The organism is Corynebacterium sp. HMSC036D03 (assembly GCF_001836185.1).
GTDB lineage: Bacteria > Actinomycetota > Actinomycetes > Mycobacteriales > Mycobacteriaceae > Corynebacterium > Corynebacterium simulans.
In genome coordinates, this window is sequence record NZ_KV827725.1 from 1 (window position 1) to 15,182 (window position 15,182).

The 15,182-nt window shown below is 58.2% G+C and carries 14 protein-coding genes; 5 read left to right on the plus strand and 9 right to left on the minus strand.

Going from position 1 to position 15,182, the window contains the following annotated elements:
• Window positions 1-231: 231 nt before the first annotated feature.
• The 6 genes from HMPREF2692_RS02900 to HMPREF2692_RS02925 all read right to left on the minus strand — a co-directional run bounded on the left by HMPREF2692_RS02900 (window position 232) and on the right by HMPREF2692_RS02925 (window position 6,758).
• The gene (locus HMPREF2692_RS02900; RefSeq protein WP_062038180.1) at window positions 232-1,854 is read right to left on the minus strand and encodes a cytochrome bc1 complex cytochrome b subunit; all 1,623 of its coding nucleotides are present in this window, start codon (window positions 1,852-1,854) and stop codon (window positions 232-234) included.
• Window positions 1,854-3,074, minus strand: a complete 1,221-nt coding sequence (locus tag HMPREF2692_RS02905) for a cytochrome bc1 complex Rieske iron-sulfur subunit (RefSeq protein WP_070822705.1) — start codon at window positions 3,072-3,074, stop codon at window positions 1,854-1,856. Before HMPREF2692_RS02905 ends, HMPREF2692_RS02900 begins: the two co-directional genes overlap by 1 nt.
• A complete protein-coding gene (locus HMPREF2692_RS02910; protein ID WP_062038174.1) occupies window positions 3,071-3,958 on the minus strand; it encodes a cytochrome bc1 complex diheme cytochrome c subunit in 888 nt (295 codons plus the stop codon). Before HMPREF2692_RS02910 ends, HMPREF2692_RS02905 begins: the two co-directional genes overlap by 4 nt.
• 71 nt (window positions 3,959-4,029) lie before the next feature.
• A complete protein-coding gene (locus HMPREF2692_RS02915) occupies window positions 4,030-4,614 on the minus strand; it encodes an aa3-type cytochrome oxidase subunit III (RefSeq protein WP_179294365.1) in 585 nt (194 codons plus the stop codon).
• Between the two features lie 612 nt (window positions 4,615-5,226).
• Window positions 5,227-5,658 (minus strand): aa3-type cytochrome oxidase subunit IV, encoded by a 432-nt coding sequence (locus HMPREF2692_RS02920; protein WP_061923558.1) that lies wholly within the window; start codon window positions 5,656-5,658, stop codon window positions 5,227-5,229.
• A 23-nt stretch (window positions 5,659-5,681) separates the two neighbouring features.
• Window positions 5,682-6,758, minus strand: coding sequence for an aa3-type cytochrome oxidase subunit II (locus tag HMPREF2692_RS02925; RefSeq protein WP_061923561.1), 1,077 nt, complete (start codon window positions 6,756-6,758; stop codon window positions 5,682-5,684).
• A gap of 410 nt (window positions 6,759-7,168) precedes the next feature.
• On the opposite strand from HMPREF2692_RS02925, the gene asnB reads away from it, so the two are divergent.
• Window positions 7,169-9,091 (plus strand): asparagine synthase (glutamine-hydrolyzing), encoded by a 1,923-nt coding sequence (asnB, locus tag HMPREF2692_RS02930; RefSeq protein WP_070822708.1) that lies wholly within the window; start codon window positions 7,169-7,171, stop codon window positions 9,089-9,091.
• 170 nt (window positions 9,092-9,261) lie between these two features.
• Here asnB and HMPREF2692_RS02935 read toward each other — a convergent pair whose 3' ends face one another.
• Window positions 9,262-9,606, minus strand: coding sequence for a HesB/IscA family protein (locus tag HMPREF2692_RS02935; RefSeq protein WP_061923570.1), 345 nt, complete (start codon window positions 9,604-9,606; stop codon window positions 9,262-9,264).
• A gap of 153 nt (window positions 9,607-9,759) precedes the next feature.
• On the opposite strand from HMPREF2692_RS02935, the gene HMPREF2692_RS02940 reads away from it, so the two are divergent.
• Window positions 9,760-10,461, plus strand: a complete 702-nt coding sequence (locus tag HMPREF2692_RS02940) for a DUF3043 domain-containing protein (RefSeq protein WP_061923573.1) — start codon at window positions 9,760-9,762, stop codon at window positions 10,459-10,461.
• A gap of 54 nt (window positions 10,462-10,515) precedes the next feature.
• Entirely contained in the window at window positions 10,516-11,529 is a 1,014-nt protein-coding gene (locus HMPREF2692_RS02945; RefSeq protein WP_070822710.1) for a nicotinate-nucleotide--dimethylbenzimidazole phosphoribosyltransferase, read from the plus strand.
• A gap of 21 nt (window positions 11,530-11,550) precedes the next feature.
• Here the strand turns inward: HMPREF2692_RS02945 and HMPREF2692_RS02950 are convergent, their stop codons facing one another.
• Window positions 11,551-12,657: a branched-chain amino acid aminotransferase gene (locus HMPREF2692_RS02950; protein WP_070822711.1), complete on the minus strand. Its 1,107-nt coding sequence runs from the start codon at window positions 12,655-12,657 to the stop codon at window positions 11,551-11,553.
• A gap of 121 nt (window positions 12,658-12,778) precedes the next feature.
• Here HMPREF2692_RS02950 and HMPREF2692_RS02955 point away from each other — a divergent pair, with 121 nt between their 5' ends.
• Window positions 12,779-14,278 carry a leucyl aminopeptidase gene (locus tag HMPREF2692_RS02955; RefSeq protein WP_070822713.1) on the plus strand — a complete coding sequence of 500 codons (1,500 nt, stop codon included), beginning with the start codon at window positions 12,779-12,781 and terminating at the stop codon, window positions 14,276-14,278.
• A 22-nt stretch (window positions 14,279-14,300) separates the two neighbouring features.
• Here HMPREF2692_RS02955 and HMPREF2692_RS02960 read toward each other — a convergent pair whose 3' ends face one another.
• Window positions 14,301-14,693: a hypothetical protein gene (locus tag HMPREF2692_RS02960; RefSeq protein WP_061923587.1), complete on the minus strand. Its 393-nt coding sequence runs from the start codon at window positions 14,691-14,693 to the stop codon at window positions 14,301-14,303.
• 139 nt (window positions 14,694-14,832) lie between these two features.
• On the opposite strand from HMPREF2692_RS02960, the gene HMPREF2692_RS02965 reads away from it, so the two are divergent.
• On the plus strand, window positions 14,833-15,182 hold a 350-nt coding region (locus tag HMPREF2692_RS02965; protein ID WP_305763939.1), incomplete at its 3' end, for a biotin/lipoyl-containing protein.

A 15,182-nucleotide genomic window follows, 5' to 3' on the forward strand; every position in this document is an offset into this window, starting at 1 on the left:
CACGGAGTTGACAACCTATATAGGAACACCCCCTTAAAGCGTGCTCTTTATCCCCAGAGCTCTCTCCTTAAAGACTGAATGGATTGCTTCCTATATATAAAGAGTAGAAAACGGCAAGCAACACAGGCGCCTAGCGGGCCGATGTGGGGATCGCTAAAGCCCCCGCCTCTCCTACTAGCAGTAGGAAAGACGAGGGCTTGTGAGCGAGTTTCAGGCTCTTATATAGAAGCCTTAGATGCGGCCGTGCTCTTCGTCTTCGCGACGGTTTGCCTCGTTGAGGCGGCGGAACATTTCTGCCTCCTCAGCGTGGTTCTCCTCGTGAATTTCGTGGACACGGTGCATGAGTGCAGAGTCATCCGGGGAGAAAATACCCTGGGTCTCAGAGTCAGCGAAGCCAAGCTGGTTGAGCTGCTTCGGAACCTGAGCGCCAGCGTACTCCAGCGGAACCGGGTGGCCGTGCTCGTCGACCGGGCCAAGCGGCTGGTGGACCTCGATGAAGGCACCATTCGGCAGCTGCTTGATAACACCGGTCTCGATGCCATGCTCCAAGACCTCGCGGTCGGAACGCTGCAGACCAACGCAGATGCGGTAGGTCATGAAGTAAGCGATTGGAGGCAAGACGATGAGGCCGATACGACCAACCCAGGTCATTGCGTTCAGCGAGATCTGGAAGAAGTGTGCGACGTGGTCGTTACCACCGGACAGGGTCACCAGCAGGAAGAAGGTGATTGCCATTGCGCCGATAGCGGAGCGAACCGGAACGTCGCGCGGACGCTGCAGCAGGTTGTGGTGAGCGTCGTCGCCAGTGAACTTCTTCTCCAGGAATGGGTAAGCGAACAGCAGGACGACCATCGCACCACAAAGCAGTGCAACCCAGAATGCGGAAGGAATGGTGTAGTTGCCGAGGTACAGCTCCCATGCCGGCATGACACGAGCAACACCGTCAGTCCACAGCATGTAGATATCCGGCTGGGAACCAGCGGAGACCTGAGACGGGTTGTACGGGCCAAGCAGCCAGATGGCGTTGATGGTCAGCAGACCAGACATCAAAGCCAGAACGCCAGCAACCATCATTCCCATGCCGATTGCCTTCGTAGCGAAGACCGGCATAATGCGGACGCCGACAACGTTGTTTTCTGCGCGGCCTGGTCCAGGGAACTGGGTGTGCTTCTGGAACCAAACCATGATGAGGTGAGCGGCAACCAGACCCAGGATAATGCCCGGGATAACCAGAACGTGCAGGATGTAGAAACGGTCCAGCATGAGGTCGGACGGGAAGTCGCCGCCGAAGATTGCCCAGTGCAGCCAGGTGCCGATAATAGGCAGGCCCAGGATGATAGCGGACATGATTCGCAGACCAACGCCGGAGAGCAGATCGTCCGGGAGGGAGTAGCCGAGGAAGCCCTCGACCATGCCCAGGAGAATCAGTGCACAACCGATGATCCAGTTGGCCTCACGCGGGCGACGGAACGCACCGGTGAAGAAGATGCGGAGCATGTGAGCAACCATGGACATCATGAACATCAGTGCTGCCCAGTGGTGCATCTGGCGGATAAACAGGCCGCCGCGAACCTCGAAGGAAAGATCCAGCGCAGTTGCGTAAGCGCGGGACATCTCAACGCCGTTCAGCGGGGTGTATGCACCGTCGTAGATGACCTTCGTGATGGAAGGGTCGAAGAACAGTGCCAGGTAGATACCGGTCAGCAGCAGGATGATGAAGCTGTAAAGAGCCATCTCACCGAGCATGAAGGACCAGTGGGTCGGAAAGACCTTGTTCAGCTGGGTTCGCAGTACTCCGGCTGCGGAGTAGCGCGAATCCATGTTGTTGCCCATCTTGGCAAGTTTGTTACTCATTATGACTTACGCTCCCAGAATGCAGGTCCGACAGGCTCGATAAAGTTGCCCTTGGCAACGAGGTAGCCCTCTTCGTCCACGCCGATCGGCAGCTGCGGCAGTGCACGGGCTGCAGGTCCGAAGACCGGCTTGCCGTAGTGCAAAGCGTCGAACTGCGACTGGTGGCACGGGCACAGAATGCGGTTGGTCTGAGCCTCGTACAGAGAGGTCGGGCAACCAATGTGGGTACAGATCTTGGAGTAGGCGTAGTAGTCGCCGTAGTGGAAGTCTTCCTGACCAGCACGCTCAATTGCCTTCTGTGCGTCGGAGTGACGCAGGCGGATGAGCATCACGGCGTTGCGGTTGCCGTGAATGGAGTGCATGTGGTTTTCGTAGACGTCCTTATCCTCAGACCACAGGTCACCATCGTTGACGTCTTCCGCAGCAAGCGGGAAGACAGTCTCCATGCCGCCGGCAGCGAGGTCCTCAGGACGCACGCGAACCAGACGAGCGAGGCCACGGGTGGTGTAGTGGGTACCGGACTCACCCTCGTGCTTTTCTGCAATAGTAGAAGTATCGCGAGCCAGATAGAGCTTCACGCCCTTCTCGTGCATGGTCCAACCGGAGGTCCACAGAGTGCCGTCGCCAGCGTAGTTAAGCTCGTGGCGCTTCTTCCATGGGTTGTTGATTGCGCCGCCCAGCGGAGCAATAACGGACAGACCAAACAGAACGCCTGCGCCGCCGAGCAGACCCATGATGGTTTTGCGACGACCCAGAGTGGAGGTCTTCCAAGAATCGTTCAGAAGAGCGGTCAGGGTGCGGCGGTCAACTTCCTCGGAAGGGCCGTCGTGACGACGCTGAACGGAAATCTCTTCAGGCAGAATCTTCTTAACGTACTGAACGATGGCAAAGCCCAGGGCCAAAATAGCCAGGCCAGCGGTAACACCCAGCAACGGGGTGTAAAGGGTATGCCACCAAATGCCGTCCTCTCCCAGCATCTTGTACTGCCATGGCCAGAACAGGTACACGCCCAAGAAGGCAAGGCCTGCGATGACCGAAATCAGCAACCAGATGGTTACGTTGGTGGCGGCACGCTTTTCAGCTGGGTCGCCATCAACCGGGAAACGCTCCTTGCGGAACGCAACGGTTACGTCATCGAGCTCGGTGCCGAGAGCGGCGAGCTCATCGTTGCTCATCTTGTCGAGCTCTGCGTTGGTGTAGTTCTTCTTTACATTGCTCATGAGCGCGATCCAATCCACATAGCGGCAACGCACAAAGCGCTGATGCCGATGATCCACATTGCGAGACCCTCAGCAACCGGGCCCAATCCACCAAGGTCCCAGCCTGCTGGAGACGGGGTTTCCTTTGCAGACTTGAGGTAGGCGATGATGTCCTTCTTTTCGTCTGCGGAAAGCTGACGGTCGGAGAACTTAGGCATGTTTTGCGGGCCGGTCAGCATTGCCTGGTAGATCTCCTGCTCGTTGGCCGGAGCCAGCGGCGGAGCGTACTTACCGGAGGACAGCGCACCGCCCTGGCCGGTGAAGTTGTGGCAGGATGCACAGTTCATGCGGAACAGCTCGGAACCCTTAGCTACGTCCTCGGCCTGAATCTGGCCGTTGTAGTTAGCGCCACGAAGAGATTCCTGAGCAATGGTGCCGTCTTCGTTGTAGACGATGTCAGCGCCGCCACCATTTGCTGCAACATAAGCTGCAAGCGCCTGGGTCTGCTGCTCGGTGTAACGCGGGGTCTTGCGCTCAGCCTGTGCGTCGTTGGACATCATCGGCATGCGGCCGGAGTGCACCTGGAAGTACACGGAGCCAGCACCGATGCCAACGAGGGACGGGCCGCGGCCCTCAATGCCCTGCAGGTTGGCACCGTGGCAGGTGATACAAGCAACGTCGTAGATGTCCTTGCCCTCTTGAACGAGAGCCTGATCATCCTTTTGAGCGGTTGCGATCTGCGCGTCTGGGGTCAAGGCAGAAGCCAGGACACCAGCACCAGTCAGACCGATGCTCAGAGCGAAGGCGCCGGCAAGAGTGCGCTTCGCCTTGCGGCGACGGCGGGTCTTCTTAGCCGCGGCAGTGGTCTCTTCCACTGCGGCGGTTTGCTGAATGTTATCCATCATTTTCCTTTAGATAACTCGTACACGGAAATGGATGGCTGTAGGCCGAGAGCCTGCTCCCGGGCTCCTACGGCCTACTGGACTAGGTAGATGACTACGAACACGCCAATCCAGACAACGTCGACAAAGTGCCAGTAGTAGGACACTGCCATCGCTGCGGTTGCCTGTGCTGGCGTGAACTTGGACTTAGCAATACGCGCCAGAATGATCGCGAAGGAGATAAGGCCTGCAGTCACGTGTGCAGCGTGGAAGCCGGTCAGGATGTAAAAGACCGAACCGAAGACGCTGGACTGAACAGTCACACCGTGCGTGATCAACTCTGTCCACTCAAATGCCATGATGCCCAAGAAGACAACACCCAACAGCAAGGTCACTGAGTACCAGAGTCGGAGCTTGTATACGTCACCCCTTTCTGCTGCGAATACGCCGAACTGGGAGGTCACGGAAGACGAAATCAGCACTGCCGTGATAATGAATCCCATCGGCACGTTGATATGGGCGGTATGCTCCGCCCAGTCGCCTTCCTGGCCGTTTGCACGCGAGGTGAACCACATCGCGAACAGTCCGGCAAAGAACATCAATTCCTGAGACAGGAACACGATGGTGCCAACGCTGACCATGTTGGGTCGGTTCAGCGCGGCAACACGTGGTGCTGCCATACCTTGGTTTGAAACTACGCTCGTCACGCATAACAGTATGGCCGGTCAGAGACGTGAAGTCACTTCAATTCCCCCCGAATTTTTGAAGCTACTTTTCGCCATGCCACAGCGCTTTGCCAGCAAAGGTTAATTTTGGAGAAAAATCGGCTGCTAGCGGGAACTTTTACCACTGCTTTACGACGCCCCATCCGTGCAGGTAAACGGCTTATTAGTCGGTTGACCGCCAAAAGGGCCGCGAAATCGCCGGAAAACTTGAACACTTAAGATGCGCTTTGCAACCGAATTGAGCGATTAGCTCGATGATATAAATCACAAAATGGTCGCTGCTGAAACTAGCAGGTTTCCAACTTTCGGTTGACCCCCGCGAAAATAGCCCCTAACGTGCCATTACTCGGTGATATAGCGCGCGTTGAGTGCAGCTTTCACTACCGTCCCCTCCCCCGCTACATCCGCTTTAGAAAATCTTTTAGATTTTGTGGGAACTTTTGGAACCTTCCATCCGACGCGGAGATCGCCAAAGTCCCCCACCACGGAAAGTGATGGGGGACGCGAGAAGTTTTAGGCGGGCGTTAGTGACCGCCGGGATAGGCCGCCACTAACGCGCAAGGAAAACTAGTGCTTTTCCTTCGGCAGACCGTACTGCAGGGACAGACCGGTAACGGAAGCCACCAAGCAAGCAGCGCCGAGAACGATGAGCCAGAAGTACAGGAAGATGATGCCCAGACCAAGCAGCGCGATGGAGCCGGTCATAGCCAGCGGCCAGATGGAACCCGGGGAGAAGAAGCCGAGGATGCCAGCGCCGTCCTCAGTCTCTGCCTCTTCCCAGTCCTCAGGAGCGACGTCGACGCGGGAATCGGTGAAGCTGATGTACACGCCGAGCATGATGCACAGCAGGAACGCCAGGGTAAGGCCGACGATGCCTGCCCACTCCGGACCGTACAGGTAGCCGTCATCCTTCACGAAGTTCACGCCGAGGACGTAAACAATCAGGGAAACAAACAGGTAGGTCGCAATCGAGTAGAAGACCTTAGATGTTGCACGCATTGTGAAATTCAGTCCTTTTCTACTTATGCCTTCGGGGTGTCAACGAAGTTGTCACCGGTGCGGGTATCGCGCTGAGAGTTGAACGGAGAGGTGGTCACTGCGTAAGGATCCTGGCCGATGTGCTCAAGAGCCTCAGCGTTGGTTGCCTCCGGGTTCTGCTCACGGAACTTCAGGTACTTATTGAAGTCATCGCGGTTAACAACACGGATCTCGAAGTTCATCATGGAGTGGTAGGTACCGCACATCTCGGCACAGCGGCCAACGAATGCGCCTTCCTCATCAATCTTCTCAATCTGGAAGCGACGCTCCTGAGCGTTAGCCTCTGGGTGCGCGTAAACGTCGCGCTTGAAGAGGAATTCCGGAACCCAGAATGCGTGGGAGACGTCACCGGAAGCGAGACGGAACTCAATCGGGGTCTCGGAAGGAAGAACCAGAACCGGAACTTCCTCGGTGGAGCCAACAGTCTCGATCTTGTTGAAGTTCAGGTAGGAGATGTCCCCCATGGACTTGCCGTGAATTGGGTTCGGGTTCTCCACGCCCTCCGGGTCAACGGAGGATTCTTCAGCAATCTTCTTACGCTCGGTGTCCTCGCCGTTGTAGTTCTCGCCGTCTACCTTGTTCTCGGCGTAACCGAACTTCCAGTTCCACTGGTAAGCGGTGACATCGACGGTAACCTCTGGGTTCTTATCCAGTGCGGTGACCTTCTGCTGCGCCTGAACGGTAAAGAAGAACAGGCCCATGATGATAAGAATTGGCACGATGGTCAGAGTCATCTCCAGCGGCACGTTGTACTGCAGCTGCTTAGGGAACTCGCCCTTGCCATCCTTTTCAGCCTTCTTCGCGTTCCACTTGAAGATGGCGGTGAGGAAGAGCCCCCACATGATGAAACCAACAATCCATGCTGCAACCCAGACCCAAATCCAGAAGTTGTACATAGACTCCGCCTCAGGGGTAATACCCTTTGGCCAACCAAAGCCCAAGAGGTTCTCAACGGCGGTTGGAGCTTCTACGTCACAACCAGCCAATGCGAAGCCGCCAAGAGCGATTGCGCCAGCTAGGCCCGCCTTACGGGCAAAGTTGCGCTGCTTACGCTGTCCCACGTGTGTTCTGCCTTTCTGTCCACACAAACTTCTCGAATACTCACAGAGCATTCCTATCCAATCAGGATAGTGGATGGAGCCTGCGTTTCTTAAGCATTTGATAGCTTCACAGGCCTTCCGAAACACTCTGCAAACTGCGAACGCACTGCATGTTACCGGCCCACCTGCACAAGGGCAGAACCAACCCCTCGAATGGCGGGTTTAGCCTATGACCCAATTCACAAAGGCCATGCGGCTACATCATCCGAAAGTTCGCACCCTAACGGGTAAGCTGCGCCAACCCCTCCCCGATTGCTGAACAAAGACTGCCACGAAGCTTGTAACTCGGCGCGCGTAACTCCATTTAGGATTTAAGCCCCGTAAAGTATTCGGAAGAAAAAGACCCTTGATTAATAAGGAGCAACCACCCTATGTGCGGACTTTGCGGACTACTGACCGCTAACCACGACGCGGCCAAGTACGTAGATGCCCTCGAACAGTCCTTGCAGTGCATGCACCACCGCGGCCCGGATGCAGCGGGCACCTGGCATGACGACGACGTCGTCTTTGGCTTCAACCGCCTGTCCATCATTGACCTTGAGCACTCCCACCAGCCACTGCGCTGGGGCCCAGAAGATAATCCAGAGCGCTATGCCCTGACCTTCAACGGCGAGATCTACAACTACATCGAGCTGCGCGAGGAGCTTAAGGCGGCCGGCCTGAAGTTCAACACCGAAGGCGACGGCGAGCCCATCGTCGTGGGCTACCACCACTGGGGCGAGGATGTAGTCAATCACCTGCGTGGCATGTTCGGCTTTGTCATCTGGGACACCGAAACCAAGACGATGTTTGCCGCCCGCGACCAGTTCGGCATCAAGCCGCTGTATTACGCCACCACCGAGGCAGGCACCATCTTCGCCTCCGAGATGAAGTGCATCCTCGATATGGCCGAGCCGCTGGGTCTAGACCTCAGCCTAGACAAGCGCGCAATTGAGCATTACGTCGATCTGCAGTACGTTCCGGAACCGGAATCCCTGCACGCTAACATTCGCCGCGTCGAATCCGGCTCTACCGTCACGCTGCGCCCGGGCCAGAAGGTCACAAACGATCGCTACTTCAAGCCGCGCTTCTCGGTCCAGAAGGTGGCAGAGGGCAGCGAACAGCAGCTCTTCGACAAGATTACTAAGGCGCTGGAGGACTCCGTCGAAAAGCACATGCGTGCAGACGTCACGGTTGGCTCTTTCCTGTCCGGAGGCATCGACTCCACCGCGATTGCAACCCTGGCAAAGCGCCACAATCCGGATCTTTTGACTTTCACCACCGGCTTCGAGCGCGAAGGCTACTCCGAAGTCGACGTCGCCGCAGAATCTGCTGAAGCAATCGGCGTTGAGCATATCGTCAAGATTGTCTCCCCAGAGGAATACGCCACCGCGGTTCCGAAAATCATGTGGTACCTGGACAACCCGGTGGCCGATCCGTCCCTGGTTCCGCTGTACTTCGTGGCCCAGGAGGCCCGCAAACACGTCAAGGTCGTTCTCTCCGGCGAGGGCGCGGACGAGCTGTTCGGCGGCTACACCATTTATAAGGAGCCGCTTTCGCTGGCACCATTTGAGAAAATCCCTTCCCCGCTGCGCCGTGGCTTAGGCCAGCTGTCGAAGGTTCTCCCAGAAGGCATGAAGGGTAAGTCCCTTCTCAACCGTGGCTCCATGACCATGGAAGAGCGTTACTACGGCAACGCCCGCTCCTTCAACTTCGAGCAAATGCAGCGCGTTATTCCGTGGGCCAAGGAGGAATGGGACCACCGTGAGGTCACGGCGCCTATTTATGCGCAGTCCCGTGACTTCGACCCAGTTGCCCGCATGCAGCACCTCGACCTGTTTACGTGGATGCGCGGCGACATCTTGGTCAAGGCCGACAAGATGAATATGGCTAACTCCCTGGAGCTGCGCGTGCCGTTCCTGGACAAGGAAGTTTTCAAGGTGGCAGAAACCATTCCGCACGATCTGAAGATTTCCCACGGCACCACCAAGTACGCTCTGCGCAAGGCAATGGAGCAGATCGTTCCGCCACACGTTCTGCACCGTAAGAAGCTCGGCTTCCCAGTTCCAATGCGCCACTGGCTGGCTGGCGACGAGCTCTACGGCTGGGCACAGGACCAGATCAACGAGTCCCAGACCGAGGACATCTTCAACAAGAAGGAAGTTCTGGAGATGCTCAAGGAGCACCGCGACGGCGTGAGCGATCACTCGCGCCGCCTGTGGACGGTCCTCTCGTTCATGATCTGGCACGGCATCTTCGTAGAAAATCGCATCGATCCGCAGATCGAACAGCGCGACTATCCGGTAAAGCTATAAGCCAGGTTTCGTCACTTTGACGTTTATCCAAAAAGTGCCCGCCGCTTGACCTGTCTCCCTTATCTTTCAAAAGGAGGAACAGAGGAAAGCGGCGGGCACTTTTCGTGCTTGCAGCCACGAAGGGCTTTAAGCCAAGACGCTTTAAGCTGAAACGCTTAAAAGCGCGCTATTTAGTTAAAGGAGTCACCACAAGCGCAGGAGCCACCGGCATTCGGGTTGTCAATGGTAAAGCCCTGAGACTCAATGGTGTCAGCGAAGTCGATCTTTGCGCCAGTGAGGTAAGGAACGGACATCTTGTCAACGACGAGGTTTACGCCATCAACGTTGTCGACCTTGTCACCATCGAGGCTGCGGTCGTCGAAGTACAGCTGGTAACGCAGGCCAGCGCAACCACCTGGCTGGACGGCAATACGCAGAGACAGGTCATCACGGCCTTCCTGCTCGAGCAGTGCCTTTGCCTTTGCGGCTGCTGCCTCAGTCAGGATGACGCCGGTAGCGGAAGCTGGAGCGGTCATGTCTTCTCCTCTATTAAGTACGGGTTTTTCTGGCCTCTACCCTACCCTCAATGTTTCGAAGGTGGAAAGGTTGACCTCGCTTACGTCTTTCACAACACCGGGCAGGGCGGGCCTATTCCCATTTAACGGCCACAACCTTGTAGTCTGATCAACGTGAAACTTCCGTGGCAAAAAGATGAAAAGGCGGACGGTAGCGCCGCCCTCCCCGCTTCTCAGATGAGCGAAACCCCGGCTGCTAAAAAGCCGGAGGAACACCGCAAGGGTTACACCCCGCCGAAGGGTCGTCCCACGCCGAAGCGCGATCAGCAAGAGATCGCCCGCGGCGTCAAGCGCGATCCGCACGGCATGTCCGAAGCCCAGCGCTACCAGCACCGCAAGGAGATGAAGGCTTCCATGTCCAAGGAGGAATGGAAGGCCTATAAGCGCAAGGAGCGCGAGGAATCTCGTGCGGCTAACCGCCTTGCCCAGGAGCGCATGGCGAGCGGCGACGAGCGCTACCTGCTGCCCCGCGATAAGGGCGAAGTCCGCCGCTACGTGCGTGACTGGGTAGATTCCCGCAAATTCATCAACGAGTGGATGATGCCTATGATGCTGCTTCTGCTTGTGGTTATGATGCTGGCCAACTTCAGCCCCAACGTTGCCAACTGGGTCAATATCTTCGCCATGGTGGTTATCGCGGTAATCGCCATCGAGGGTTTCTGGCTGGCTCGTCAGTGCAACAACGCAGTGCGCCTGAAGTTCCCGGGAACCACCGAGGCTGGCTTCGGCTTGGGCTTCTACGCATATACGCGCGCTTCCCAGCCGCGCAAGTGGCGTACCCCAAAGCCACGCGTCGAGCGCGGCGCTACCGTCTAAGGCAGTCTTACTTAATCTAGGTAGTTATTTCTAGGTAGTTATTAAGGAGTAGCGATGTCTGAGCTCACGCCGGTTCCGCAGCCTGATCAGCAAGCAGGCCGCGCCGTCGCCGACGCGTTGGCTTCCTCTGTACGCGGAGATTCTTTCGGTAGGTTGAGCGGCGTCGCGAGCTGGCTTGCTGCTTGTCAGGGTGTCGTACCAGCGGCGGCTTTGCGCCGCCCACGCGTTGTCGTCTTCGCTGGTTCGCATGGCATCGCTACCCGCACTTTCGAAGGTGTCGGCCTTTCTGCTTTCGCGCCCGAATCCGACGCGCAGCAGATTGCTGAATTAAAGGAAGGCACCGGACCGAGCCACAGCTTGGCACGCCGCGCAAGCGCCAGCATCACGGTCGTCGATTGTGCGCCCTCCGCCCCTATCGACGCCGAGCCGGCGATGGGCAACGAGGAGTTCGAGGCGGCGTTTTCTTTGGGCCAAGCCACTGCCGACGCCGAGATTGATTCCGGCGCCGATCTGCTCATTCCCGCCGAGGTGGGCGTTGGTGCTACCACCGTTGCCGCAGCGCTCATGGGTCATTTCACCAGCACTGAGCCGGTCGCCATCGTGGGTCCTGGCTCGGGCACCACGGATGCAATGTGGAAGACCAAGGTCACCGTGATCCGCGACGCCATGTTCCGCATCCGCAACTTGGAGGGCGCGGAGGTTATTCAAGCCGCATCCTCGCCTAGCTTTGCGGCGTTGGTGGGCTTTATCTGTCAGGCCACTGCCCGCCGCACGCCGCTGCTTATCGACGGCCCGCTGTGCGCCGCCGCCGCAGTCTTCGCCGAGTCTCTCGCCCCAGGCGTAAAGCAGTGGCTGCTCGCGGCGAATGTCACCACGGAGCCGGCACACATTAAGGCCTTGCAGCTGCTGGAGCTGCGCCCACTGCTTCAGCTCGAGATGCGCGCCGGACAAAGCCTGGGCGCACTGGCCGCGTTGCCGCTCATTCAGTCCGCCCTCGAACTTGCCGCGGACGAACTCAATGTTCTCGCAGCAGCTCAAGAGCCGACTCTAGAATCGGCTCAAGAATAGGCCCAAGCAGGCGCCGCAGGATTAGTCGGCCTTCTCAACCAGCGTGTGCAGCCAGCCGTGGTTATCTTCTACGCAACCACGCTGGATGCCAGTGAGCCGCTCGCGCAGCGCCATCGTGGTCTTGCCGGCTTCGTTGCCGTTGACCTTGAAGTCAACGTCGTCGCCCATGACATGGCCCACTGGAGTGATAACGGCGGCGGTGCCGCAAGCAAAGGCTTCCGTCATCGCACCCGATGCAACATCATCGCGCCACTGTTGCGCAGTGATGCGGCGCTCCTCAACTTTAAGCCCCATATCCTGTGCTACCTGCAGCAAGGACTTACGGGTAATGCCCGGCAGCAAGGAGCCGGATAGCTCTGGGGTAACCAGGGCCTGGTTTCCTTCCTCGCCGTAGATAAACGCTAGGTTCATCCCGCCCATTTCTTCGATGTACTTTTGTTCGATGGCATCGAGCCAGACCACCTGGTCGCATCCCTTCTCCGCAGCCTGTGCCTGCGCAAGCAGGGAGCCTGCATAATTGCCAGCGAACTTCGCCGCACCAGTGCCACCTGGAGCCGCACGCACATAGTCGGTGCACAGCCAAACCGATACCGGTTTGATGCCACCGGAAAAATATGCGCCTGCCGGTGAAGCAATCAGCACGTAGCGATAAGAATTCGCCGGGTGAACGCCCAAGGAGACCTCAGTGGAAATCATAAAGGGGCGCAGGTACAGCGCCTCCTCGCCGCCCGCGGCTGGAACCCACGCCTGATCGACGTCGACTAGCTGGCGCAGCGACTCGATGAACTCTTCCTGCGGCAGCTCCGGCATGGCCAAACGCGCCGCAGAATCGATGAAACGCTGCGCGTTTTCTTCCGGGCGGAAAGTGGCGATGGAGCCATCCAGCTGGCGGTAGGCCTTAATACCTTCGAAGATGGCCTGGCCGTAGTGGAAGATGTTGGAGGCTGGGTCCATGCTAAACGGCGCATGTGGACGCACCTGCGCGTCATGCCAGCCCTTTTCTTCGTTCCAATCAATGGTCACCATGTGGTCGGTGAACTTTTTTCCAAAGCCAGGATCCTGGAGAATCTCGGCCAGTTTTTCAGCGGAAGTGGGGTGCTCAGTACGCGTTACGGTGTAATTCAACATGTCCCACACGCTACTCCCTTTTTCTATAGGAGGGCAGGCAAAATTCGCCTAAAGATGTGAGCTAGACGGGTAGGGTGTGTGAGGTAAAACCATTTTCAATCCCGAATGCAAGGAGGAAATCGTGGCAAAGTCCGCGTTTACCCTGCCCGCCCGCGGCAGCTTCCCATCTGTTGAACTGGCAAAGAAGGCCCCAAAGAAGGCCGACGCATTGCTCATCGCAGCCTTCAGCGGCGAGGATGGCCTTGAGGTTCCGGGAAGCGACGCTCTGGATTCCGCTGCGCTGCGCGCTACCTACGAGGCGCTTGCTGCGGTAGGCGCAACTGGCCGCGCGGGCGAAATCACCCGCATCCCCGCACCGCAGGATTCCATCGCGCCGCTCATCGTCGCTGTCGGCTTGGGTGACGCTGAGCTTCTCGACGCCGAGATGCTGCGCCGCCACGCCGGCACCGCCGCGCGTGCGCTCACCGGCGTCGGCACCGTGGTCACCACCCTTGCGGACTTTGGCCTGACCGCCACCGTCGAGGGCCTCATCCTTGGCGGCTACGCTTACCGCGGCATCCGTTCCGGCGAGACCAACGACTCCGAGTCGCCGGCTTCCTTCAGCGTTATCGCAAACAAGAAGGCAGCCGAAGAGTTCGAGGCCGCGCGCGTTGCCGCTGAGGCTGTGAACCTCGCCCGCGATCTGGTAAATACCCCGGCTAACGAGCTCTACCCCGAGTCTTATGCCGAATTCATCTCCAACGAGGCTGCCGCGGCAGGCCTGGAGGTAGAGGTACTAGATGAAAAGCAGCTGAAGAAGGAAGGCTACGGCGGCATCATCTCCGTGGGCAAAGGCTCCAAGCGCCCACCACGCCTAGTGCGACTTACCTGGGCGCCGAAGGATGCCACCAGCACCGTTGCTCTGGTGGGCAAGGGCATCACCTTCGATACCGGTGGCATCTCCTTGAAGCCGGGCGCCGGCATGTGGGACATGATCTCCGACATGGGTGGTTCCGCAGCCATGGCCGCTGCCATCATTGCGGCCGCCAAGCTGGAGATCCCGGTCAAGGTCACCGCTACCCTGCCATTTGCTGAAAACATGCCAGGACCGGGTGCTACCCGCCCAGGCGATGTGATTACTCACTACGGCGGAATCACCTCTGAGGTGCTCAACACCGACGCCGAAGGCCGCCTCGTTTTGGCAGATGCCATTGCTCGCGCCAGCGCGGATAAGCCGGAGTACCTCATCGAGACCGCTACGCTTACCGGCGCGCAGATTGTCGCGCTGGGTACCCGTACCGCTGGCGTCATGGGCTCCGATCTCTTCCGCGACCGCATTGCTGAGATTGGCCGCGAGGTCGGTGAGAACGCATGGGCAATGCCACTGCTCGAGGAGCACGACGAAGAGGTCAAGTCCCAGGCTGCCGATATCCGCAATATCAACGCTAAGCGCGAGGGCGGCATGGAATTTGCCGGTACCTACCTGCAGAAGTTCGTCGGCGAAGGCATCGAGTGGGCGCACATCGACGTCGCCGGCCCGTCCTGGAACAACGGCGCACCGCACGGCTACACCCCGAAGCGCGCCACCGGCGTTCCAGTTCGCACCGTGGTTGCAGCACTGCGCGAAATCGCAGAGTCCTAAACCGCAGCCCTAGCTTGGGCTTCTACTCAGCGCCGTGCTCACGCTCAAAGCGGGCGCGGCGCTGTCTTTGTTCTTCTCGCTTGCGCAAGATGCGTTCGCGCTCCATACGCTCGCGCATGCGCTGAGGATAGCCGGTTTCTTCTACGTCGTAGACATCGCATTGCAGCAGTTTCGCCACGGCATCAATACCCTTCGGCCCGCCGATCCGGCGGCGGATGAACTGGCCAGTCTCATCCACGACAACCACGGACATCTCGTTGACCACCGTTTCGGGTTCTACAAATGCTTCGATATAGGCGCGTCCGCGCGCCCACTCAGAAAGGGCTGCTGCGTCTTCCTTCCGGATCGTCTCGCCAGGCCCACGTGGGGGCCGCAGCTGGGACCTAGATCTGTTTCGACGGAAGGGATTAAACATAGGCCATGAGTCTACTCCCCCGTGTACTTACGCACTTAAAACGGACTGGTGGACCCAGATGTGCACGCTAGTCGCACACACGCGGTAGGATTGAGCATCAGCGTTAAACAATTCCGACTTCCGAGGAGTCTTATTACTTATGGCACACTCTGTTGTGATGCCCGAACTGGGCGAATCCGTAACCGAAGGCACGATTACCCAGTGGCTGAAGTCCGTGGGTGACACGGTCGAGGTCGACGAACCATTGCTCGAGGTCTCCACCGATAAGGTCGACACCGAAATCCCTTCCCCCGTTGCGGGCACCATCCTCGAAATCAAGGCTGACGAAGATGACGACGTAGAGGTCGGCTCCGTCATCGCCATCATTGGTGACGAGGGCGAGTCTGCTTCCGATTCTTCCGCTGAAAAGCCAGCCGAGGAAAAGGAAGAAGCCAAAGAAGAGCCGAAGGCTGAAGAGAAGGAAGAGGCTTCTGCACCGGCTGCTTCCGG

Bases quoted from the DNA above. Each gene is read 5' to 3' on its own strand.
- asnB (WP_070822708.1), top strand. From the start codon at position 7,169: ATGTGCGGACTTTGCGGACTACTGACCGCTAACCACGACGCGGCCAAG.
- HMPREF2692_RS02945 (WP_070822710.1), top strand. From the start codon at position 10,516: ATGTCTGAGCTCACGCCGGTTCCGCAGCCTGATCAGCAAGCAGGCCGC.
- HMPREF2692_RS02950 (WP_070822711.1), bottom strand. From the start codon at position 12,657: ATGTTGAATTACACCGTAACGCGTACTGAGCACCCCACTTCCGCTGAA.
- HMPREF2692_RS02900 (WP_062038180.1), bottom strand. From the start codon at position 1,854: ATGAGTAACAAACTTGCCAAGATGGGCAACAACATGGATTCGCGCTAC.
- HMPREF2692_RS02915 (WP_179294365.1), bottom strand. From the start codon at position 4,614: ATGGCAGCACCACGTGTTGCCGCGCTGAACCGACCCAACATGGTCAGC.
- HMPREF2692_RS02920 (WP_061923558.1), bottom strand. From the start codon at position 5,658: ATGCGTGCAACATCTAAGGTCTTCTACTCGATTGCGACCTACCTGTTT.
- HMPREF2692_RS02910 (WP_062038174.1), bottom strand. From the start codon at position 3,958: ATGATGGATAACATTCAGCAAACCGCCGCAGTGGAAGAGACCACTGCC.
- HMPREF2692_RS02905 (WP_070822705.1), bottom strand. From the start codon at position 3,074: ATGAGCAATGTAAAGAAGAACTACACCAACGCAGAGCTCGACAAGATG.
- HMPREF2692_RS02960 (WP_061923587.1), bottom strand. From the start codon at position 14,693: ATGTTTAATCCCTTCCGTCGAAACAGATCTAGGTCCCAGCTGCGGCCC.
- HMPREF2692_RS02935 (WP_061923570.1), bottom strand. From the start codon at position 9,606: ATGACCGCTCCAGCTTCCGCTACCGGCGTCATCCTGACTGAGGCAGCA.